The organism is Psychrobacter sp. M4, from assembly GCF_055699795.1.
The window spans coordinates 401,086-425,692 of record NZ_CM146740.1 but is presented as its reverse complement, the minus strand read 5'-3'; the positions used below and the strand labels follow the sequence as shown (position 1 = coordinate 425,692).

Annotated in this window: 15 protein-coding genes and 2 pseudogenes; 6 read left to right on the top strand and 11 right to left on the bottom strand. The window is 43.8% G+C overall.

The features are described from left to right. The first annotated feature begins 440 nt into the window (after positions 1-440). A complete protein-coding gene (gene parC / locus ACR63N_RS01800) occupies positions 441-2,726 on the top strand; it encodes a DNA topoisomerase IV subunit A (protein WP_367106236.1) in 2,286 nt (761 codons plus the stop codon). 175 nt (positions 2,727-2,901) lie between these two features. Here parC and ACR63N_RS01795 read toward each other — a convergent pair. Continuing rightward, a pseudogene (locus ACR63N_RS01795) lies at positions 2,902-3,045 on the bottom strand (hypothetical protein); the annotation flags it as partial. 123 nt (positions 3,046-3,168) lie between these two features. Next, positions 3,169-3,705: an REP-associated tyrosine transposase gene (locus tag ACR63N_RS01790; protein ID WP_367106235.1), complete on the bottom strand. Its 537-nt coding sequence runs from the start codon at positions 3,703-3,705 to the stop codon at positions 3,169-3,171. A gap of 160 nt (positions 3,706-3,865) precedes the next feature. On the opposite strand from ACR63N_RS01790, the gene ACR63N_RS01785 reads away from it, so the two are divergent. Further along, the gene (locus ACR63N_RS01785) at positions 3,866-4,528 is read left to right on the top strand and encodes a hypothetical protein (RefSeq protein WP_367106234.1); all 663 of its coding nucleotides are present in this window, start codon (positions 3,866-3,868) and stop codon (positions 4,526-4,528) included. Between the two features lie 297 nt (positions 4,529-4,825). On the opposite strand, the gene ACR63N_RS01780 is transcribed toward ACR63N_RS01785, so the two are convergent. After that, positions 4,826-5,425 (bottom strand): hemerythrin domain-containing protein, encoded by a 600-nt coding sequence (locus ACR63N_RS01780; RefSeq protein WP_472782374.1) that lies wholly within the window; start codon positions 5,423-5,425, stop codon positions 4,826-4,828. Positions 5,426-5,799: 374 nt separating this feature from the next. On the opposite strand from ACR63N_RS01780, the gene ACR63N_RS01775 reads away from it, so the two are divergent. Then, on the top strand, positions 5,800-6,630 hold the full coding sequence (locus tag ACR63N_RS01775) for a Cof-type HAD-IIB family hydrolase (protein WP_367108962.1): 831 nt from the start codon (positions 5,800-5,802) through the stop codon (positions 6,628-6,630). Here ACR63N_RS01775 and ACR63N_RS01770 read toward each other — a convergent pair. Then, positions 6,625-7,269, bottom strand: a complete 645-nt coding sequence (locus tag ACR63N_RS01770; RefSeq protein WP_472782373.1) for a hemerythrin domain-containing protein — start codon at positions 7,267-7,269, stop codon at positions 6,625-6,627. The genes ACR63N_RS01775 and ACR63N_RS01770 overlap by 6 nt on opposite strands. Positions 7,270-7,595: 326 nt before the next feature. Here ACR63N_RS01770 and tynA point away from each other — a divergent pair, with 326 nt between their 5' ends. Next, the gene (gene tynA / locus ACR63N_RS01765) at positions 7,596-9,929 is read left to right on the top strand and encodes a primary-amine oxidase (protein WP_472782372.1); all 2,334 of its coding nucleotides are present in this window, start codon (positions 7,596-7,598) and stop codon (positions 9,927-9,929) included. Between the two features lie 116 nt (positions 9,930-10,045). Further along, the gene (locus tag ACR63N_RS01760; RefSeq protein ID WP_367106229.1) at positions 10,046-11,470 is read left to right on the top strand and encodes an aldehyde dehydrogenase family protein; all 1,425 of its coding nucleotides are present in this window, start codon (positions 10,046-10,048) and stop codon (positions 11,468-11,470) included. 102 nt (positions 11,471-11,572) lie between these two features. On the opposite strand, the gene ACR63N_RS01755 is transcribed toward ACR63N_RS01760, so the two are convergent. The 3 genes from ACR63N_RS01755 to ACR63N_RS01745 form a co-directional block, all read right to left on the bottom strand. Beyond that, a complete protein-coding gene (locus tag ACR63N_RS01755) occupies positions 11,573-12,337 on the bottom strand; it encodes a hypothetical protein (RefSeq protein ID WP_367106228.1) in 765 nt (254 codons plus the stop codon). Between the two features lie 36 nt (positions 12,338-12,373). Then, positions 12,374-12,631: a hypothetical protein gene (locus ACR63N_RS01750; RefSeq protein ID WP_367105130.1), complete on the bottom strand. Its 258-nt coding sequence runs from the start codon at positions 12,629-12,631 to the stop codon at positions 12,374-12,376. Between the two features lie 82 nt (positions 12,632-12,713). Then, the gene (locus tag ACR63N_RS01745; protein WP_367106227.1) at positions 12,714-13,511 is read right to left on the bottom strand and encodes a 3-oxoacyl-ACP reductase; all 798 of its coding nucleotides are present in this window, start codon (positions 13,509-13,511) and stop codon (positions 12,714-12,716) included. A 252-nt stretch (positions 13,512-13,763) separates the two neighbouring features. Here ACR63N_RS01745 and ACR63N_RS01740 point away from each other — a divergent pair, with 252 nt between their 5' ends. Continuing rightward, on the top strand, positions 13,764-14,873 hold the full coding sequence (locus ACR63N_RS01740) for an ABC transporter substrate-binding protein (protein ID WP_472782371.1): 1,110 nt from the start codon (positions 13,764-13,766) through the stop codon (positions 14,871-14,873). Between the two features lie 149 nt (positions 14,874-15,022). On the opposite strand, the pseudogene ACR63N_RS01735 reads toward ACR63N_RS01740, so the two are convergent. The 4 genes and pseudogenes from ACR63N_RS01735 to ACR63N_RS01720 form a co-directional block, all read right to left on the bottom strand. Further along, positions 15,023-16,258 (bottom strand): annotated as a pseudogene (locus ACR63N_RS01735) (FUSC family protein). A gap of 205 nt (positions 16,259-16,463) precedes the next feature. Then, the gene (locus ACR63N_RS01730) at positions 16,464-17,885 is read right to left on the bottom strand and encodes a glutamate synthase subunit beta (RefSeq protein WP_367106225.1); all 1,422 of its coding nucleotides are present in this window, start codon (positions 17,883-17,885) and stop codon (positions 16,464-16,466) included. Positions 17,886-18,029: 144 nt separating this feature from the next. Beyond that, the gene (gene gltB / locus ACR63N_RS01725) at positions 18,030-22,493 is read right to left on the bottom strand and encodes a glutamate synthase large subunit (RefSeq protein ID WP_472782370.1); all 4,464 of its coding nucleotides are present in this window, start codon (positions 22,491-22,493) and stop codon (positions 18,030-18,032) included. A gap of 1,017 nt (positions 22,494-23,510) precedes the next feature. Continuing rightward, on the bottom strand, positions 23,511-24,545 hold the full coding sequence (locus ACR63N_RS01720; RefSeq protein ID WP_367105124.1) for a hypothetical protein: 1,035 nt from the start codon (positions 24,543-24,545) through the stop codon (positions 23,511-23,513). Positions 24,546-24,607 lie beyond the last annotated feature (62 nt).

The following is a 24,607-nucleotide window of genomic DNA, read 5'->3' as shown; positions in this document are numbered from 1 at the left end:
ACTCAATATAAAATATTACGCTATGGTTTTTATAAAACACTTGACGTCCTATTTTATCAACTGAATCAATAGTATAACCTAGTTTTATACCTGTTTTCTTATATTATTTCTTTAGCATACATTAACTTTTATCAGTTTTTATTGTTACTATATTGTTTCTTTGTTTACAATAATTATAGTATATCGAACTTAGATTCCAAACGAATTTTTGTCTTATTCACGTTTAATAACTCTAACCAGTAGCGAATGGTTCATTAAACTACCATTGTTTTTGGTATGGCGTAATCTGTCTAAGCCTCTACCATCAGTGATACGTCACACCTTGTCGTCTATTATGCTATAAACCTTTTTAATTGCCGCAATATCCTTTACGATAGCGCTATCCTATTTTCTTATCTAACGACTCATATTTATCAGACTTTATAAGCGAAAATACTTCTATGCCCGATACTATTGATAATGTACTACTATCCGATGATGTAATGGACACGCGCTCCGTTGCTGAGTTCACCGAACAAGCCTACCTTAACTACGCCATGTACGTCATCATGGATCGCGCGCTGCCCAATATTGCCGACGGTCTCAAACCGGTGCAGCGCCGTATCGTCTATGCCATGAGCGAGCTTGGACTGAAATCTACCGCCAAGGCCAAAAAGTCAGCGCGTACCGTCGGTGACGTGCTGGGTAAATACCATCCGCATGGTGACAGCGCTTGCTATGAGGCCATGGTGCTGATGGCGCAGCCGTTTAGTTATCGCTATCCGCTCATCACAGGGCAAGGCAATTGGGGTAGTCCTGATGATCCCAAATCTTTTGCCGCTATGCGCTATACCGAAGCCAAGATGTCCGCCTATGCCAATACCTTGCTAAGCGAACTTGGCCAAGGTACCGTTGATTGGCAGGACAACTTCGATGGCACCATGCAAGAGCCGGTCACTTTGCCGGCGCGTCTGCCTAATATTTTACTCAATGGCACCACAGGTATTGCGGTCGGTATGGCAACCGATATTCCGCCGCATAATCTCAATGAAGTGGTACGCGCCGCTATTCGTTTGCTTAAAAACCCGGATTTATCGGTCAAACAGCTTACGCAGTCGATACCTGCGCCTGATCTGCCGACGCCTGCTGAGATCATCACCAGCAAAAAAGATCTGCAAGCCATCTATGAGACTGGCCGTGGCAGCTATAAAATGCGTGCGACCTTTTATGTTGATCCGAAAGAAAAAAATCTCGTCATTATCAATGCGCTGCCTTATCAAGTCTCCGGTAATAAAATCCAAGAGCAAATCGCCAAGCTGATGATGGACAAAAAACTGCCTTGGATCGTTGATATCCATGACGAATCCGATCACGAAAACGCTTGCCGTATTGTCTTGGAGCTCAAATCAACGCGCGTCGACGTCGAGCGCGTGATGAGTCATTTGTTTGCCAGCACCGATCTTGAGAGCAATTATCGTGTCAATATGAATATGATTGGCCTCAACGGTAAGCCGCAAGTCAAGAACCTCAAAGAGATTTTAGAAGAATGGCTAGTCTGCCGGCGCTCAGTAGTCACCCGCCGCGTCCAGTTCCGCCTCAATAAAATTGATAAGCGCTTGCACATCTTGGCAGGGTTACTGATTGCCTATTTGCACATTGACGAGGTCATTCGTATCATCCGCGAAGAAGACGATCCTAAAGCCACTTTGATGCAGAATTATGACCTTACTGAGATTCAAGCCAATGCTATCTTAGATATTCGCTTGCGCCAACTTGCTAAGCTTGAGGAGATTGAGCTTAAAAGCGAGCAAGACGAATTAGCCACAGAGCGTGCCACCTTACAAGAATATCTGGATAATCCAGAGAGTTTGACCAATCTCATCATTGATGAGCTCAGCGCTGATATGAAGGAGCATGGTAACGAGCGTATGTCGCCATTAGCAGAACGCGAAGAAGCGCAAGCCTTAAAGGAGTCCGATCTTGTCCCCAGCGAACCAATCACGGCAATACTCTCAAAAGCGGGCTGGATACGTGCTGCCAAAGGTCACGATGTCGACGCCCCTGGCATGAGCTATCGATCAGGTGATAGCTATCAAGCCTACGTGCGCGGTAAATCGAATGAAAAAATATACGTGCTTGATAGTACCGGACGCAGCTATAGTATCGATGCGCATAATCTCGCCTCTGCGCGTGGTCAAGGCGATCCATTAACTAGCGTGTTAAAACCGCCAGCAGGTGCTAGCTTTGAGCAGCTATTAACAGGTAATAATGATCAGCGTATTATCCTTGCCAGCTCCAATGGTTATGGCTTTATCAATAGACTGGGCAACCTCGACACCAACCAAAAATCAGGCAAGAATATCATCAACCTTAGCGCTGATAGTAAGCTGCTGCCAGTAGCTCGTATCGACGCCAATACAGATGCCAGTAACGAAGATAACGTGGTAAGAAACAATCCTGATCACGTCGCCGTCGTCACCAATGCAGGCTACTTACTGATATTTGCATTGGATGATTTACCTGAACAAGCGCGCGGTAAAGGCAATAAAATGATTACCTTAAAAGACGATGAGGAAGTATTAGCTATCACCCCGCTAAGCTTGCAAGACAGTTTGGTTATTACCGCGGGCAAACGTCATGTGACCTTAAAGCCGATGGATTTGGCGAATTATAAAGGCAGTCGTGGTAATCGTGGTGGACAGTTGCCGAGGGGCTTTCAAAATGTGACTGGGGTTGCGGTTGGGTAGTTTGGGTTTATTTATTTAATTTTTAGAAAGCTGGGTTAAAAGCCCAGCCTGTGCTTGTTAACTACTTATCTTAGGCTAGACTTATGAGTAAAATTGTTGAACTTGATGACTTTGAAATAACCTCAGATATTTCTGGTATCGAGGTAGAGTACTATGCGGTTTTTTTCTTCTATAGTCAGTTCAAAATAAAATTGTTATGATCAGGGCAAATATCATAAAACAATTTAGATAAATCATTTTCCATCCAGCCTTGGCGTAGAAACTTCACTTGAGCCCATTTGTTCTCGATAGGGTTCAGATCAGGGCTGTATGGTGGTAAAAATAAAAGCTTATGACCGTGCCCATTAAGTAGTCTTTGTACTCGTTTATGAAAGCTAGTAAGCGTAGGCTGGGCTTTTAGCCCAGCAAAACTACGCCAAAAAAATAACTCTCAAATCAACAATCAATCATAATCAATTTCAATCACATCAACACCTACCCCACCCCAATCAAGCGGACAAAACCCTTTTTCTACGCACCTTTGAAACGTTGAATATTGCCAATCGGAAGGACGCGCGACATAACCATGTTTGACCGCGTTGTAATGAATATAATCCATATGGCGCTGATAATCTAACTCGTCTCTAATTCTATGTTCCCAAAACCGCCGCTGCCAAATACCGCGTTCACGCTTTTTGCTTCTAGAATGGCTAATGACTTCATTATTTGATCTTTTTATTTGGCGAGAAAAATGCGTTTTTATACTAGAAATTATGACAGCATAGTTATCGCTATTTTCTGCTAAAGTAATGAGCATATGTACATGATCGGGTAGTAATATCATGGCATGAAGCTCAAAATCGTGGTTTTGTTTGGTCAACTGATATGCGTAGCGAAATTCATTGATGTGCTTTGTAAGCAGCTCACTTTTACGATTTGCTAGATTCATGGTCAGAAAGTAAGTGCCTCCTTTAGTCTTATCTCTGATATAAGATCGCATAGATTATGCCTATAAGATATTTATAGCATTTAAATGCTGGGCTAAAAGCCCAGCCTACGGTCTAGCTAATAAAAAGCTAATTTTTTATAGTAAGCATACTTTTGAATTAAGTTACGATATTTCTAATCGAATAAATGATATTATAAACTTAGTTATTGACATGGATCACAGCACAGCTAAGATTATTGACGAGTTTTGTAATTGGCTTAACGATGACAAAACTAGTAAACATAATAAAGAGAAAAAATCCATATTAGCATCTGTACTTAAAAGTAATAATTCTAGTCAGGAGTCTTTACACTTACTGGATGTTATTCAAGATATCAGAAGTTTGAATAAGTCAATTTACTCACAATATGACTTATATCTTGAAGATTTTAAATACGAAAAATTTGTCAAAAAACTTGAAGAAAATAGTGAAAAATTCATAAGCCGAATCAATGATAGTATGTCAAAAGTACTATCTCAGGTTCTAGCTTTACCCATCGCTGCAGCAATACCAGCCATTCTAAAAAGTAATCAAATCGAAGTCGATAATGGTAGTCAAATTATTATTGCACTTGCACTGATTGCTTACGCTACTATTTGTTATTTTGCCTTAACTGTACAAGATGAGGTTCTTAGTAATATTAAGAAACAAGTTGAGCAGTTTGAAGAGGATGGCAAGATCCCATCTAGTCTAAAAGAACAATGGATTAAAGATAAGAAGCAAATTAATAGCTTAATAGAAAAGCAAAAACATCTTTATTATGTAATGATAGCAGTTGTATTTCTAGTAATTTTTTATGGTAGTACAAAACTAATTTCAGCAATTTTTAGTTAATTTTTTTAGTGTAGTGTGTTCCACACACATCGATAACATTAATCTAATGTATCCTCTACCTTTTTCAAATCATAAACCATTAACCACGACCAATAGTCGCAAGCACATAAGCTTGCCGCTAGCCCCGACTGTAGCGGTATCCTGCTGAGCTGGGCGAGTTGTGAGGGCTAGGTTTTGGGGTGGCTCGCAGAGCAGGAGACACCCCAAACCGTAGCCCTCGCCTCGCGTGGGTGAGCAGATACAAGCGTAAGGCGGGAGAAGCTACTAAGGATAATTTTCACCGCCGAAAACCAAACCCTAACTCTGCCGCAGCCCCAAAATAGGAATCACCAAATCCTCTTCATCAGTGAGATGCTGCTGCAGTAAATCGGTCACCGCGACTAGCGTTTTATGTAGCTCTTCGGCCAGTGCTTTGTCCTCGGTGTCACTTCTTGCCAGCTGATCATTCTGTGCCTGTAAGGTATCAAGCAGCTCGTTAAGATACTCGTGGTCATGCCCTAATATCTCAAAAGCAGGCGCGAGCTTGGGGTACATACTGACAAACTCAGGGAAGAACCCGTCGTCCTCTACCCCGTGGTGCTGATGCAGTTTAAGCACGTGCATATTGATGCGTTTAAGGATTTGCGAGCGGTATTCCGCCCAGTCCATATCACCATTATGATAGGCTTCGCTGATTTGGGTAAGGATACGTTGGCGTTTACGAATATTGGTATGTACCTTAAGCCAGCCTGAAGTCTTATAGGCGTAGTCCGCGCCAAACCATTGCTCAGGTGGCAATTTCTCGTATAAAAACAGCCAATCACTCTCGAGGCGGCTATCAGGATGGCGCGGGGCGACGCTAAAAAGATCGTCATCTAGGTCTTGTTGGCTAGGGTTATTTTGAGCAGAATCGGTCATTGAGACGTCCTAGTTTTTATTGTCAATAACTATAATTCGTTAGTCTAATTTATTAATATTACTAATATATAGTTATTATCTATGTAGTTTATATATAGTCATTCGATTAAAAAACAATCTTATGGTTTTTAGTGACATACTCAACCGCCGTACCGTCTAACAAATAACATGTTTTGTATTATAGTATGCCAACGCCCATGTTCAATACCGGACGATTCACCCTTAAGTAAGGGGTTACGCAGGTACCTGAAATTGGTAAAGAGTACGATATTTCGCTAAACTCACTAGAAGACTTTATCCGCCAGATCAGAGTTTTGACCTTGTTTTTGTGCAAAAAGAGCTCAATAATAGAATATAAAAACTAAAGGACAATTATGTTTACCGAATTTAAGGCGAGCGGCGCATTAACCACAAGCGATATCCCAACGCCAAAAATTATCTTTTTTGATATTGACGATACGCTAAGTCGTAAAGGTATTATCGCTAAGCACAATCAAGCGACGCTTGAAGCACTGGCTAAGACGGATATCAAACTTATCATCTCTACAGGACGCTCAAAAGCGATACTGCCGCCCGATATTTTAGCGCTACTTGAAGCTGATGTGCTGGACGCTATCATCTGTATGAATGGTCAATATAGCTTTAATACCAAGGACAGAATCAGCCACTATCCTTTAACAGAACCACAGACAACGAAGATCGTAGAGCTGTGCCAAACTAGCGAGCTTATTCATAAGTTTGACTCAGCTACCCACATTGCTTGGTCGGGCGAAAATGAGCGTCTGCGAGAGTTTAATGCGCGCACGCCAAACTCCATCGTTGACCCTTACTATTATCAAAGCAATCAAGTCTATCAGTGCTCGGTATTTTTCAACAATCAGATTGATAAAATGCAAAACATTGATTTTGCTAGCTATGCTCTTAAACTGGTACATTGGCATAATACAGGCGCGGACATTTTGCCGATTGATGCCTCAAAAGCGCGTGGTATTCTTGATGTTTGTGAGTACTATGGCGTCGATGCCAAGGAATGTATGGCCTTTGGTGATGGTATGAATGATCTTGAGATGTTTGACTTAGTCGGCTATGCCGTCGCTATGGGAGATGGGCAGCCAGCCCTGATTGAGCGCGCAGATTTTGTAACTGGTACGATTGAAGAGTATGGCATTCAAGCGGTGCTAGATCAGTTGCATGTCGCCTTATAAAAAGCTGTTTTTTTCATCTTGACGCAAGCCCAAAATAGGAATGACTAAATCCTCTTCATCGCTTAAATGACTGGCAAGCACATCGCTGGCGGCAAGCAAAGTATGGTGCAAGTGCTCAGCCAGTGTCCTATCTTCTTCTACGCTCATGGCTAGGGTGTTATTGAGCGTTTGCAACTCATTGAGCAATCCATCTAAACGCTTATGGTCGCGCTCTAGTATCTCGAAGCCAGATTTTAGTTGCGGGTAGGCATCGACGAAACTAGGAAAATATCTTCTATCCTCAATACTATGGTGCTGGTGCAATTTGAAAACATGCTCCTCAATACGCGGTAGTATCTGCACGCGATAGTTTGACCAATTCAGCGCGCCCATTTGATACTCGGCGCTCAGCTGCTCTAAAACCTGTTGACGTCTGCGTATACTGCGATGCACCCCAAGCCAGCTAGCGGTTTTATGAGCATAGTCGGTATCGTACCATTGACTAGAAGGCAACTTTTCATACAAAAATAACCACTCTGGCTTAAGCCGACTCTCTGGATGACGGGGTGCTATCTTAACCAAGTTATTTTCTAAAATATCTTCAATCGCTTCACCGCTATCGTCTTTTATCTTAGCATTGTCTTGCTTAAAGATATTCATATGGCTATCCTTTTTTAAACTTTATCCACCTTTAATAGGTTAAAAATCCTAACTTATACAGACTTAATGTTTAATATATATAAAGATTAAATGATCAAAAGCAACCTCTACCATGATTGCTAACATGATTGCTAATTTATATAGCCTTCTGCCTTTTAGTTTGTTAAATAAGTGATTGTCCTATAGCTTAACTATTGTTATATTGGTCTGATACTGATACAAAACGGAATTTGTCTTAGAACTGACCTATAACTTCAATTGCTTGGATAAGTGATTGACTAAACTTGTGGGTTATCTCTACCTCTTAAATGATAAGGAAATCATATATGAAACGCTTTCAGTCCAACCTCTCTTTTAAGCAAAAACACGCGTCTGACTTCAGTAAGTCAGTTTCTAGTAGTATCGGTAAATCTATCTTGACCACTCTAGCTGGCAGTTTGATGCTTATTTATAGCAGTCAAGCTTTGGCACATGGCGGCAGTGTGGATATGGTTCCGCTTAACGATGCCATGATGACAGCAGGTGCAGACGTTGAATATGACAGCTACGTTGATGTGTATACCATCACCAAAAACTCCACTCGCGTACAGATCAAACCCAATAGCCGCACTGCTATGGTCAATGGTCAAGCACTAGCCATTACTAATCCGCTAGTGGTTAAAGACGGTCAAGCGTTAGTACCTGACACCTTGGCCAATGAGCTTTTGCAATCAAACCTTGATCAAACGTTTAAGATAGAACAAAATCCGCATCCCCTTAATGTTTTAAGCAGTGATGAGATTAAACAAACGGTTGCTATTATCAATAAGGCCAAACCTACTGAAACCAACTTACGCTTCTCTGATATTCGCTTAAAGCAGCCTGATAAAGACAAAGTTTGGAAAAGTGTAACTGAAAAAGCGCCTTATACAGGCGACCGCGTAGCTACTTTTACTATTTTAAAAGGCAATACGGTCGTTGAAGGAGAAGCAAACTTAAACAAAAATACGCTGACTAGCTGGAAGGTACTAGAGAACACCTTTGGTATGGTACTGCTAGACGACTTCATAGCCGTGCAAGAGATTATTCAATCTAGTCCAGAGTACGCTGCAGCCCTAAAAAAACGCGGTGTTAACGATGTGTCAAAAGTCGTCGGCACCCCTTTAACAGTTGGCTATTTTGGTGGAAAAGACAATCTAGATCAGCAGCTACGCGTGCTCAAAATAGTGTCTTATTTAGATGTTGGTGATGGTAACTATTGGGCGCATCCTATCGAAAACTTAGTGGCCGTTGTCGATTTAGATGAGCGCAAAATTATCAAAATAGAGGAAGGTAGCATTATTCCTATACCGATGACCCCGCGCCCGATTGATGGCCGCGATCAAGACATAATTACCAGTAAACCGCTAAGAGTCATTGAACCTGAAGGCAAAAACTACACCATTACCGGCCGCGATGTTGAATGGCACGATTGGAAATTCCATATTGGCCTTGATAGCCGCACCGGCTTGCAGCTGAGCACAGTTACTTTTAATGATAAAGGCGTGGATCGCAAGATCATGTATCAAGGTAACTTAGGCGGTATGGTGGTGCCTTATGGTGATCCTGACATGGGTTGGTACTTTAAGTCTTATCTAGATTCTGGTGAGTATGGCATGGGCACCCTAACCTCGCCACTAGAGAAGAATGTTGATGCGCCGGAGAATGCGGTACTTCTTGATGCCGTGCTGCCAGATTATGAAGGCAATCCCTACACTATCCCTAACGCTATTGCCGTATTTGAGCGTTACGCGGGTCCTGAATTTAAACATCAAGAAATGGGACAAAAAAACGTCAGTACTGAGCGCCGTGAGCTGGTGGTACGCTGGATTAGTACCATAGGTAACTATGATTATATCTTTGACTGGGTATTTGAGCCCAATGGCACGATTGGTATTGACGCCGGTGCCACTGGTATCGAGGCGGCCAAAAGCGTGCTTGCCAAAACCATGCATGATCCGACAGCTAAAGAAGATACACGCTTTGGCACCTTGATTGATCATAATATTGTCGGCCCCACGCACCAGCATATCTACAACTTTCGCTTAGATATGGATGTCGATGGCAAGACCAATCATATTAACCGTATAGACTCGGTAATAGAAGAAAACACGCGCGGTGGTCCACGTACCAGTGCTATGGGCACTCGTGAAACTACGGTCTTGACAGAATCAGCGGCTACAGAAAACTTTGACCCGGCCTCTGTACGTCTCATTAGTAATGCCAGCAAAGAGAATAAAATGGGTAATCCGGTGTCTTATCAAATGATTCCCTTTGCAGGTGGTACCCATCCTATTGCCAAAGGCGCTAATTTTGCTGATGATGAATGGCTATTTAATCGTCTTAACTTTATGGATAAGCAAATTTGGGTAACTAATTACGATCCAAATGAGCTGTACCCAGAAGGCACTTATCCCAACCGCTCAGACAAAGATACGGGACTAGGTACGTTTACAGCCGATAATGAAAATATCCATAACAAGGATTTAGTCGTGTGGTTGACCACAGGAACTACCCATATTGCCCGCGCTGAAGAGTGGCCTATCATGCCAACCGAATGGGTAAATGTGCTGCTAAAACCGTGGAACTTCTTTAATGAGACGCCTTCGTTAAATACGAATCAAAGTGACGATGATAAGTAAAAATGAAAAATAGCCGTAAAAGATAAAGATGAGCCAATAAATAGAAGATAATGCGCTGCTGATGCAGCCATTATCTATCCTCTTTTCACAGAGTTTTAACTATAAGAGTGCCTACTATGGAAGAGTTTAACTTAATGATCAACGGCGAAAGCGTTGCCACTACCGATCACTTTGAGGTGATCAATCCTGCCGATAAATCTGTCATCGCGCGTGCGCCAAAGGCCACTACTGAGCAATTAAACGACGCTGTCGCTGCGGCTAAAGCGGCGTTCCCTGCTTGGTCGGCACTAACTTACGCCCAGCGCCGAGACCTGCTCATGCAGCTTGCTGATGCAGTTGAAGCCAACGGTGAGGAGCTGATGACCCTTTTGACCAAGGAGCAAGGCAAGCCAACAAAAGGCTTCGCTGATTTGGGAGCAGGGTTTGAATTTGGCGGGACATTAGCATGGATTCGTGCTACTGCCAGTATGGAGTTAACGCCTGAAACCATTCAAGATAATGAGACGGCACGAATAGAGCTACATCGTAAGCCACTTGGGGTTGTCGGCTCTATCACGCCGTGGAATTACCCTTTATTGATAGGCATTTGGCACATCATTCCTGCTTTGCTAACAGGCAATACGGTGGTCATGAAGCCCTCTGAGATGACGCCATTGACGGTATTACGCTTTGCTGAAATCGCAAAAGATATTTTGCCCGCTGGTGTGCTAAACGTAGTAACTGGTGAAGGCGATATCGGTGCGGCGATGACATCGCATGAAGATATCGATAAAATTGTATTTACTGGCTCCACGCCCACAGGCAAAGCCATTATGAAAAGCGCGGCTGATAATTTAACCCGCTTGACGCTTGAGCTTGGCGGTAATGACGCGGGTATCGTCTTAGCAGATGCTGATATTGAAGCGTGTGCACCAAAGATATTTGCAACCTCTTTTATTAATAATGGCCAAACTTGCGCCGCTCTAAAACGGCTCTATGTCCATGAGTCTGTGCACGATGAGCTTTGTGACGCTTTAGCTAACATGGCTCGCAGTATGAAGACGGGCAACGGTTTTGATGAAGATACTGACTTTGGCCCTCTACAAAACAAACAACAGCTCGATATCGTAAAAACCCTTGCGCAGGATGCCAAAGAGCGCGGAGCAAACTTCTTATGTGGCGGTGAAGCTACCGATGAGACAGGCTACTTTTATCCCATAACGCTTGTCAACAATATCGATGATGGCGCAAGATTGGTCGATGAAGAGCAGTTTGGCCCTATCCTGCCGATTATTAAATTTACTGATGTCGAGGAAGCCATTGCTAGCGCCAATCGATTGCAAGTGGGTCTTGGTGGCTCGGTATGGTCAAAAGATCTAGAAAAAGCGCAAAGCATTGCCGCGCGTTTGGAATGCGGTACGGTTTGGATCAACAATCATGCGATGATTCAACCGGACGCCCCATTTGGCGGCGTAAAAGACTCAGGGTTTGGGGTAGAGTTTGGCGAGACGGGGCTTAAGGAGTTTACCTCTATTCAAACCATGCAGATTTCTAAATCATAGTAGCTCTGTGGCAGACCAGTAACCTTATTGGATAGTTACTGGTACTACAGCGTATGGTGTTTAAGGCTTTACCTTTATTTATCTGTGTTCATGCTTATTATTTTACTTTGATGATTTACTTATAGTTCGATCGCAATCAATGCTTGCCCAAACGTCTTGGAAAATAGCGTTCATATCATCTAACATGGCGCGGCTAAGCGGCGTTGAAAAGTGCCGAACTCCATGAACGATGATACCGTTCCATTCAATCTTAGTATAATAATCCATCATTTTATCAATGCCTTGCATACAAATAGGCAGCTTTTTAGTCGGTAGTGATCGGCTAGTGTCTTTAAAACCTTGCACGTAGCGAATTAGAAATTCATCAAAAGTACGCCAGCCAATACAGACAATATGTCTAGGATTGATTTGCTTAACAGGTAACTGCGTTAACTGCCTGTGTTCAACCTGCATCTCTTTGGGCAACTGCTTGAGCTGCGCTTTGACTACCCGCTCAGTAGGACTGGCAAAGTAGGATAATAAACTAGTTTCAGCGCAGCTCCTAAGCCGGCTTACCTCGCCATCGCAGACTACATCAATGACCCGCCGAGCAAAGCGATTACCCATAGCCGCCGCAGCGATATACTTGCAGGGCTGCTGCTGATAGAGAACTAGATGCGTATTAGCAAGGCGACCCTCAATATTATCCCAATCACGATGCCCCGGATTGATCCCGATAAATAAGATATCAGGATGATCGGTCTGTCCGGTAATAAAATGACCATCAAAATATAGCGGGTTATCAGTAGGCAATAACGTGTTGGCACGGCGCACAAAATCATTAATACGTTGCTGCTTTTGCGTGAATATATCTATTAATTCTGCCATTACTTTTATTCTATAGCGATTTTGTTTGATAATAATTTATTTGAAAACTAATCCATAAAGCCAGCTACCTAGCTTATAGCAAACTACAATAACCAGAACAAATAACAAGACCGCTAGCAGATAAGCTAACCAATCAGGAACGCCAGTTAACCAGCCAATGGTAAATACTGCGCCCAAATAAGCCTCCACTGGCCAATTGATAACGGACGTAGAGGTACCGGCATTTAACCATACGATTAGGGCTATTAGTCCTATTAAAGCGCTAATAATACCAACGCGCTTACGATTATTCATCTAACCTCTCTTATACAGTTGAATCAAAATTTATTTACAAAATACAAGTCATCAAAGTTTGTTACTATCTGCTATAACTTAATTATGGCATAGTCAACCCACCATCAACGGCAATAGACTGCCCTGTGATTGCTGAGCTCAAATCAGACGCCATCAATAAGACTGCATTGGCAAAATCGGCAACTGAGGTCGTTTGACGTAGTGGTGTGGTAGTCGCAATATAGTCGAAAACTTCATCGGTCGTTAAACTACTGGCGTCAGTCGTTTTTAACAATCCACCTGCCAGCAAATTAACTCGGATACCGTATTGACCAAGCTCCGCTGCTAAATTTCTTGTAAGCCCAATCAATGCAGACTTGGCCGTCGTATAATCGTAATAAGTGACTACCGGATTGTAAACAAGGTTGGTTGAGATATTAATAATCTTGCCCATTTTTTGAGTTTTCATCTGCGGTAGTACGGCTTGTACCGTATTGACTGCACCTTTAACGATGCCATTTAGCTGCTGAGAGAAATGTGTCCACTTGACAGTTGCGATACTGGTATAGTCAGCGCTTGGGTCGAATTGGTAGCTTGGCAGTGCATTATTGACTAAAATATCAATACGTCCATAACGTTTGATCACTTCGCTAGCCATTGATTTCACTTGCTCAAACTCCCTAACGTCAGCTTGATAAGCAAATGCTTGTCCACCAGCAGATTCAATATCATTAACCACTTTTTCAGCAGCATCCTTATTGTTAAAATAATTGACACAAACACTTGCGCCTGCTGCTGCCATCTGCTGAGCGATTTGAGCACCAAGACCGCGACTGGCACCGGTGACAATAGCCACTTTATTAGTGAACAATACTGGGATAACTATATCATTTTGTTCCATTAATACTCATCCTTATAAACCTTACTCAAATGCAATAGCGTCTATGAGCTCTCAATCTAGTCTTAAAGCGAATCAATCATAGCATATCTATTAACAATGGTTGTGAAGCGAGAAAATAGACTACAATGCTAGGTAAACTAAGTAAATCTAAGTCGTTACCCTTTAAATGATCATTGAGAATGACCATAATAGTAACCATACCTATATTATTGTGTCTCAGTTTTTATTTTTGATTTATCTAGGAGAGTAATCTTGCCTTTTTTATCATCTCGCTCGTTTGCCCCAAACTCTATTCATATTTTTCCTAAGGCGCTATTATGTGCAGCTATTGGACTTACGCTTGCTAGCTGTAGTAACTCTGAAAATGCAGCAACTGATAGTGACGTGACCCTAAATTTATATAACTGGTCTGAGTATATGCCGCAAGAGATCTTGGCTGGCTTTGAAGATGAGACGGGCATCAATGTCAACTACACCACTTTTGACTCTAATGAAGCGATGTATGCTAAGCTCAAACTGCTAGATGATTCTAGCCAGTATGATCTTGCCGTGCCCTCAACTTATTATGTAGAAAAGATGGCTAACGAAGGATTACTCCAAGAGTTAGATAAATCAAAACTGAGCAATTTTAGTAATTTAGATACTTCATTTACCAATACCAAAGTCGATCCTGATAATAAGTACTCTATTCCCTATATGTGGGGTAGCACCGGCCTTGCTATCAACGGTGATGTCATCGATCCTGCCACAGTCAATAGCTGGAATGACTTATGGCGTCCTGATTTTGAGAACCAAGTCATGCTGATGAACGATATGCGCGAGGTGTTCGGTATGGCGCTATTAACGCTTGGCTATTCAGGCAATAGCAGTAACCCTGATGAGATCAAAGCGGCTTATGATAAGCTCACTACCATCATGCCTAATGTCAAAACCTTTAATTCGGACGCCACGCGTATCCCTTATATGGAAGGCGAGACTAACGTTGGTATGACGTGGAATGGTGAGGCGGTCATGGCTAACGATGAGGGTCTGACAAGCCTAGTCTATAAGTACCCTACCGAGGGCGCGATTCTCTGGATGGACAACTTTGTTATTCCAAAAAATGCTAAGCAAGTGGACGCTGCGCACCAGTTTATCGACTATATTTTGCGTCCTGAAAATGCCAAGATTATCAGCGAAGAGATTGGTTACGCCTCACCCAATATGGCAGCACGCGAATTGATGGATGAAGAGGTCCGTAATAATCCAGTCATTTATCCTCCGCAAGATGTGCTTGCTAATGCTGAGTTCCAAGAAGATGTTGGTGATGAGGCGCTACAAGTGTATCAGCAGTATTGGGATATGCTCAAAACGGGTCGTTAAAACGAAAATTTATTATTAACGAAAAACGCTAGTAAGTAATGACTAGCGTTTTTTTATGCTTATCTATTATATATGGTCGATTCACTTTAAAACCGATACAGTGCTGCTAGTATTGGCGTAACGTTTTTATTTCGAACTAACTATAGAAGTTATAAATGCAAATCTGTCTCACCGCCGTGCTCTTCAATTCGGCGCTGCTCACGGCGCTGGTAACGAAGACCGGAGGCGGCATACCACTGCGGACTGGTTTTTTATAGTAAATCACTCAAACGCTGCAACTGCGTTTGTAGAGTTTGCGTCAACCAAAAGTAACCTTGCCATTCAAACGCCAAGTACTGCACGCTTGGATACTCTGACACCTCAATACGCGTAATCGGTCGAAACATCTCATCGCTTGGACTACGTAGTACTGCGGCTATATGCTGCATCGCTTGCGTCAACTCATGCTGATAATGCATCAGCAGGATATAATTGTCTTCATCAATCTCAATACTTGCTAATCGCGGCGCTGCGCTCAACAACAAATCAATGGTACCAATGATATTACGATGGGTACGCTGAATAGTCTCAATAGTCTCTTTTTTGATACCTGATTCACTTATCGTTGCGGCCATATGCGGGCGTACTGCCAGTAGCCGTTTATTGATCTCTTTTAGCTCTTTAACCAACGCTTTATCGACTGGCACGTCAGTTATTCGAGTGGTGGTGGTATAAATAATATTAGCAGAGTCATCCTTTTCAATAGGCCCAAACGTTTGATGGCTAAGCGTATCAGCGCCGATATGATCTCCTACTCCAGCATATAAGTTACTGCAAGCTTCAAGGTTACTGGCTAATAAAAAGCGCCACATCAGCGTTGATTTTAGGGGCAAAATTAACGTCACAGCCACTGCTACGCCTGCACCAAGCAGAATGTTAAAAGCCCGATAAAGACCGTCTTGACTGATGTTACTTTGATCAGGACTGGAGACGATCATCAGCATAGTGATACCGGTAAGCAGCCCAATATAACCGAGCTGTTTAACGGCCACATAACCGATGACACCGCTGATCAGGGCAATCAGTATATAGTATAGCCACAGCCAAGCGCCTATATCTTGACTGAGCCAAATAAATGCAAGACCCACCACAACCCCAAGCAGCGTTCCCAATATACGCTCTTTGGCTTTGGTATAAATTGCCCCTTGATACTGCAACAATCCCAATATCACAAACACAGTAATAGTCGTCCATTCTCCATGCGGCAGATGGGTAAGCGCATTGATCAATAATGCGGCTAATACAGCCACCCCCAAACGTATGGCATGCAAAATATCAGCATGTAGGTAGCGAGCATACGGTTCTGTAAGCGGAGCGCTAAAGCGCTGCCACAAGGTCGGTTTCACAAAAAACACTCTTTTTAAATAAAAATAACAGCCTTATAGATTTTTAAATACTTGATAATGACTATCATGTAAATAACACTCAAAGCTATTGTGGGGGCGGCTCATCAAAAATAAACGCTCGATAAAAAATTACGCCTTTTACCTGCTAAGATAAAAGACGTTAAGGAGTATAAAATAGTAATCATGATACACATTTTATAGCAAGCTATACCTCTAAAAAGTCTAGGATACCTTCAGCTGCTTCTCGGCCTTCCCAAATAGCGGTCACTACTAAATCGGAACCGCGTACCATGTCGCCGCCGGCAAATATCTTGGGGTTCTTAGTTTGGAATTTATAGGTTTGCTCCTCCAATGCCAATACCCGCCCTGTAGGATCAAGCGCCACTTGCTGCGTTTCAAACCATTCAGCAGGGCTGGGACGAAAACCAAAAGCCAAGATCACCGCATCGCAAGCAATAATCTCTTCAGAATTAGGGATAGGTTCAGGACGACGGCGACCGCGATTATCGGGCGCACCCAAATGAGTAGTGACCACTTTTACCCCATTCACTTTACCATTGAGACCGATGATCTCAGTCGGTTGACGATTAAACAAAAACTCAACGCCCTCTTCACGAGCGTTAACCACTTCACGGCGCGAGCCTGGCATATTCTCCTCATCACGGCGATAAGCGCAAACCACCTGCTCGGCACCTTGACGAATGCTGGTACGGTTACAATCCATCGCTGTATCGCCGCCGCCAAGTACCACGACGCGTTTGCCTTTTAGATCAATATACTCTTCAGGATTTTTCTCCCAATCGTTGCAGCGATTGACGTTGGCAATCAAAAAGTCCAGTGCATCATGTACACCGTCAAGCTCTTCACCAGCGAAGCCGCCGCGCATATAAGTATAAGTGCCCATACCCATAAACACCGCATCATAATCATCCATCAGCTCATCAATGCTAACATCAGTACCTACTTCGGTCTCAAGGCGAAACTCAATCCCCATCCCTTCAAAGATAATGCGGCGGTTACGCATGACGTCTTTTTCCATTTTAAATTCTGGAATACCAAAGGTAAGCAGACCGCCAATCTCAGGGTGTTTATCAAATACTACTGGCTTGACGCCATTTCTGACCAAGATATCTGCGCAGCCAAGACCGGCAGGTCCCGCGCCAATAATAGCAACCTTTTTATCTGTCCAAACTACCTCTGACATATCAGGACGCCAGCCTAGCGCAAAAGCAGTGTCGTTAATGTATTTCTCAACATTGCCGATCGTTACCGCACCAAAACCGTCATTGAGGGTACAAGCACCCTCACAAAGACGATCTTGTGGACAAACGCGCCCGCAAACCTCAGGCAAAGTATTGGTACGATGACACAGCTCAGCGGCTTGAAAGATTTGCCCCTCGGTTGCAAGCTTTAGCCAATTAGGAATGTAATTATGTACCGGACATTTCCACTCGCAGTAGGGATTACCACACTCAAGACAGCGATGCGACTGCTGAGCTACCGGCTCACTCTCAAGCGGCGTATAGATCTCTACAAATTCTGTTGAACGCGTTGCAATATCTTTTTTGAGCGGCTCAAGTCTCGGTACTTCTAAAAACTGAAAGTTATTTTCTAAACGTTTTGCCATGACCATGGTCTCTTCTATGTTAGGCTTTTTTGTAAGTAGCTGGCAGATAGCAAACGACGTTTTAAATATAAAAACTTGTCATCAATGCCCTGCCAGTTACTTATTTAGAGCCTTTATACGGGTTGAAAACTATTAGCCTATTCTTTATTGCGGGTCAGCCATCGTGGTTTTAAGTAAACTGACAATGCTTGCAGCTTTGGGCTTAACCAAGTAGACCTTACGCACATAGTAATCAAAATCATCTAAAATGGTTTTGCCCCATGTACTACCGGTTTTAGCGACATGATGTTCAATTACTTGTTGTAAATAAATACGATGTCCTTCGGTTTGCTCACTTGAGATACGGTTAAGATCAATGAGTTCATGATTGCAGCGATCAAAAAAGTCGCCCTCCATATCGAGCACATAAGCAAAACCGCCAGTCATACCTGCGCCAAAGTTAAGACCTGTACGCCCAAGAACGGTGACGATGCCGCCAGTCATATACTCGCAGCAGTGATCACCTGTTCCCTCAACGACGGCATGGGCGCCTGAGTTACGTACCCCAAAGCGCTCACCTGCGGTACCAGCCGCGTAGAGTTTACCGCCCGTTGCGCCGTATAAACAGGTATTACCGATAATTGCGGTATCTTGCGACACAAAGTTTGAATCTTTGGGTGGATAGATGACGATCTCGCCGCCTGCCATACCTTTGCCAACATAATCATTGGCATCGCCTTCAAGCTCAATATGCAGCCCGCCTGCGTTCCAAACGCCTAGGCTTTGCCCTGCTGTGCCCGTTAAATGCAGCTTAATGGGCATATCGCTCATGCCTAAGTTGCCCCACTGCGCAGCGATCTCACCGGAGATTCGCGCGCCAATAGAGCGATCACAGTTACCGACGTAGTAGCTATAATCACCACCTGATCCTTTACGGATACTGATCAGCATATCGCTAATCATTTGCTCAGCTAGCAGGCCTTTATCAAACGGCTCGTTACGTGCAACTTGACAGGTCTGTGCCTTGCCGCTACTGGCTGGATGACTAAAGAGTAAGGGTGATAAATCCAGATGACGCTGTTTATCGGTATTACCCTCTAATATCTCTAATAAATCAGTGCGCCCAACCAACTCCTCCATACTACGTACGCCAAGAGCGGCGAGCCACTCGCGGGTTTCAGTGGCGACAAATTTGAAGAAGTTAATCAGCATCTCCGCCTCGCCGATGAAATGCTCATCACGCAGTTGGGCTTTTTGCGTGGCAACGCCGGTCGGACAGTTATTGAGGTGACAGATGCGCAAGTATTTGCAGCCAACGGCGATCATCGGCGTGGTACCAAAGCCAAAGCTTTCTGCGCCCAAAATCGCCGCTTTCACCACATCAAGGCCAGTCTTGAGACCACCATCAGTTTGGATTCGCACTTTATCACGCAGACCGTTGACTCGTAGTGATTGGTGGGTTTCAGCGAGGCCAAGCTCCCATGGCGAGCCAGCGTGATGGATAGAAGATAATGGAGACGCTGCCGTGCCACCGTCATAGCCTGAGATAGTAATCAGGTCAGCATAAGCCTTGGCTACTCCTGTGGCGATCGTGCCCACGCCCGGACGGGAGACCAGCTTGACGGAGACTAAAGCGTCAGGGTTGACTTGTTTGAGATCAAAGATCAGCTGCGCTAAATCCTCGATAGAATAAATATCATGATGCGGCGGCGGCGAGATCAAAGTCACCCCCGGTACTGAGTAACGCAGACGCGCAATGAGTGCATTAACCTTACCGCCTGGCAGCTGACCCCCTTCACCTGGCTTTGCTCCCTGCGCGACTTTTATTTGCATGACCTCAGCTGAGCGCAAATAAGCAGGCGTAACCCCGAAGCGCCCTGAAGCTACCTGCTTGATTTTGGAGTTGCGCAGGGTGCCGTAACGCACTGGATCCTCGCCGCCCTCACCAGAGTTTGAGCGCCCGCCTATAGTATTCATCGCCATCGCTATCGATTCATGAGCTTCAGGCGATAAAGCGCCAAGTGACATGCCAGCTGAGTCAAAGCGCGATAGAATCTCAGAGACATCCTCAACCTGATCGACAGCAATAGGTTTATCAGTTTTAAGCTGCAGCAAATCGCGCAGCGTCGCTACCGGACGACTATTAACTAAATTGGCATAGTGCAAATAATTGTCATAGTCCCCCGTACGTACCGCGGTATGTAGACTGTTGATTACATCAGGATTAAAGGCATGATACTCTTTGTTAAACACAAATTTGAGCAGACCACCTTGATCAAGTGGCGCTCGGCGTTTGAAGGCATTGGCCGCTAGCTGTAATTGATCGGCTGCTAGGTCTGCAAAAGTTGCGCCTTTAATACGGCTTTGCACGCCTTTGAAGCACAAATCAACCACTTCCTCAGATAATCCAACTGCCTCAAATAACTGCGCGCCGCGGTAAGAGACGATGGTTGAGATACCCATTTTTGATAAAATTTTGAGCAAGCCTTTATTTAAGCCCTTACGAAAGTTCACGCGTGCTTGAATAGGGTCACCTAATAGCTCACCGGACGCTACCAAGTCATCGATAACATCGTAGGCTAAATATGGATAAACACAGGTCGCTCCAAAGCCGATCAGTACCGCCACTTGATGCGAGTCGCGCGCCAGACCCGTCTCAATAATTAAATTAGCATTGGTACGGATACCCTCGCTAATTAAATAATGGTGCACCGCGCCCGTTACCATAATAGCATTGGCAGGCACTTTATCAGGATGGATGTCTTTATCCGACAATACAATCAGTGTATCGCCAGCACGAATAGCGCTCGCAACTTGCTCACAAATCACTTTGATCGCCTCACAGAGCTGCATACTAATATCATAATTAAGATCAATGCGCGCCATCTTAAATGCTGGATCATCCAAGGTTTCAAGCTGCTGCATTTTGCTGGCAGACAACACCGGCGACGATAAAATAATCCGGTGGGCGTCCTTGGCAGTGGGTGCAAATAGATTGGTTTGCGCGCCAAGACAGGTTTGCAGCGACATGACAATAGATTCACGTAATGGATCTATCGGCGGATTGGTCACCTGCGCGAACTGTTGACGAAAAAAGTCACCGACATGACGAATCTGCTGCGATAATACCGCCATTGGCGTATCATCGCCCATAGAACCGACAGGCTCTTGAGCATTTTCAGCGTTGGGACGAATGATCTCCGTGCGCTCTTCATTAGTGATGTGATACATCTTTTGTAAGGATTTAAGCTTATCGCCGCGGCACGCCTTTGCCGCAAGCTCTTCTTCTAAGCGCTCATCATCACGAATACGAGTGGCCTCTTCGCGTAGCCACTTACGATACGGATGCGCCTTTTTGAGCAAAGTGCTGATCATTTTTGTATCTAAGATCTGTCCGGTCATGGTATCAACGACCAGCATCTGACCTGGGCCTACGCGGCCTTTGGCTAGTACATCCTTTGGCGTATAATCCCACACACCAATCTCTGATGCCACCGTAATATAACCGTTTTTCGTCGTGACCCAGCGCGACGGGCGCAAACCGTTACGATCAAGCATACAAACGGCGTAGCGCCCATCTTGAATGACCAATCCTGCTGGCCCATCCCACGCCTCCATGTGCTGCGAGTAAAACTCATAAAACGCGCGTAGATCCATATCCATACTATCGACGTTTTGCCACGCTGGCGGTACTAAAATCGACATCGAATGAAACAGACTCATACCACCAGACACTAACACCTCAAGCATGTTATCTAGGCTTGAAGAGTCAGAACCGGTACGATTAACTAATGGTGCAAGTTCATTTAAATTGGGCAATTTATCAGATTTGAGTTTCGGGGTGCGTGCCTCCGACCAGTTACGGTTACCGGTGATGGTATTAAGCTCACCGTTGTGCGCAAGGTAGCGAAACGGCTGCGCAAGCGGCCAGCGCGGCAGCGTATTGGTGGAGAAACGCTGATGAAACACAACAATGTGTGAGGCCAAACGCTCATCTTGCAAATCTAAAAAGAATGCTGGCAAGTCCGATGGCATCACCAAACCTTTGTAAATGATGGTCTGACAGTTTAAGGAGCAGACATAAAACAGCTCATCATGGGTCAGGCGCTGCTCAGCTTTTTTGCGCGCAACAAACAGTTTGCGATTAAAATCGTCGCTACCAAGACTCTCATCAGCACTGACAAATATTTGCTTAAAATCAGGTAGCGTCTCACGGCCAATCTCACCGACGATATCTAGATTGACAGGCACCTTACGCCAGCCTGCAACGACTAAACCTTGAGCGCTAATCTCTTCGTTTAATACTTGCTCACTGTATTGCGCTTTGGCAGCATCTACATTAGTGAAAACCATACCAACGGCAAAGTTATCGCTGATAGACAGTTGCTGCTCTTTAGCAGTAGTTTTAAAAAACTCAGTAGGCGTTGCTAGCAATAAGCCGCAGCCATCACCAGTTTTACCATCAGCGGCGACACCGCCACGATGAGTCATACAGCTAAGACTATGAATAGCGGTTTTGACCAAATCATGACTGGCTTGACCCTCAATATGAGCGATTAAACCAAAGCCACAGTTGTCAGAGAAGTCATCTGGCGTCGCCAAATGGGTTTGAGAGGAAATCATTGACATAGCTAGTCCTTTTAAATGAGCGGGCAGTGTATGTATCCAATGCAGATCATAAACTGTAAGCCGCAAGCAGAACGGGCTGATGATAGATATTCGTATATCTTGTTAAATAGCTACTATAATAAATAGGTTTAGCGTCTTAGAGGTAGTGAAATTATCACGACTCCTTTATCTAAAAAGATATAACCACAAGCAGATGATCGGTCGTCAGTAGTAATGAGCTGGGATAATTCTCAATGTAATACCTACTTACGTCCTTAAATCTAGTAACTTGTTAATGACTATTCATAGGCGTTGTCAACTGGTAGTTTTTATAAAAATACTACCGACTCCGATTAATAATTGACTAAATATCTAATGAAATAACGGTCAATGGAATTTGAATATCAGACACTCTGTATTGCAGCCTCCTAGTAGCGCTAAAAATATATAACCGTATAACTGCAAAAATCTTTGAAAATAAGCTTGGCGCTTATACGGCCAATAATTACCTCTTGAATACAATGGCTATAATAAAAGCTCAGTAGACAAGGATTAAAACACTATGAGTAGGATGAACGACTAAAGGAATAAATAACCGTTTACGATAATCATACAGAGCATCGCCCTTATTCATATTAGTTAATGCTTGTAGAAAAATCCACTGTTTTCTGGCAATTCATTGAAGTTTGACCGTAATAGTCATTTCAATATATCCATACTATTGGCATGGTTTATTAAACATTTTGCTGTATGTTATCGACTATAGTCGCTACTAAATAAAATTAGTAGACCGATACTAATCTGCTATTGATACAAATCTTACTAGCTGTAAGCAATTTTAATGCTGTACAACTTATATCCGAAAACGAAGCCTCTCAGCAGCACTGTACTACTGTTAGGACAACAGCGGCAAAAAAGAGCCCAGTCTTTTTAAGTGAACGTTGACCCACAAAAAAGCTCGCCCTACGTTAAATAGAGCGAGCTAGAAAGTGACAAACATCAAGTATACTTTTAATTACCAAGCCTAGGTTAGGAACACTAAGGCGCTTTTTCTTCTATCAACTCTTTAATACTATCATTATTGTCTTTAGCAGCATCCGTATTTGCACCTCTATTACCCGTACTGGTATTGTTTTGGCCATTAGCGCTATTAGTAGGGCTTTTACTAGTATTGTCAGTAAGACTTGGTGGTTTTGGCGGCGTAGGTACAACGGGTAGTTTTCTAGTCTCAGGCTCCGCTTTATCACTTGTACTGGTAGACGCTGTTCCTGCATTTTCGTTGGCAACAATGCGCTCTTCATTAAGAGTCAGTGTATCATCGGTATTTGTCGACTGCCGAATGCTTGGCGTCCCACTATTAAAGCCATCCTCATAATCAGTCGTTATTTCAGGTTCACGTACTGGCACTTCGCGTTCCGTAGGCTGCAATCTAACTGAGCGTGAGCGTTTAGTACTTAAGTCTTTAATAGGATCAGGGCGCTCATAGTTGTCAATAATACCGACATAGCGACTGATCTCCTCTGGTAATACCCGTACATTGGCAGGCAAACCAAAGTCCACCAACTTAGCTGCCCCTACTGCCTCTTGCGGGCTACTCATAAGCCCATACGTAAGCATGTAACGCAGCTGGTTATTTTCATCACGATAGCGAAAATAGGAGAATTTTTGGCGATCTTCACGGCCATCTAGATAGCTTGCAATCACCTGATTTTCAGCGACATTCATAACTTGAACGGTCCACTTGCCCTTATTGGCTAGCAAGAAACGCTTATCTTTGAACTCATCAGGATAATTGCGCAGATCACGGATAGTGTCTTCAAAGTTAATAGGCTGTACATCATTATCAAGCTCATGCAACGCCTCAACTGACAAAGGTTGTTCAAGCTCAGTGCTGAGAGTTTGCGGCGTTGCTATAGGAGCATTTTCAATTTTGGCACCAATCGCTGGAGTCTGACTAAACATCCAAATGAGCGCCGTTACTACGCCCAGCAGCAAGGTCATCATAAGCCAGATAAGCGCCTGACGACGATGAGATATAGTTTTGGAGCGAATCGTTGAGCTCGATGCTGCCATGAATAGTTCCTTGAAAAATACGATTAAACAGCTGATTGTCTGCTATCTACTATAAGCACTAT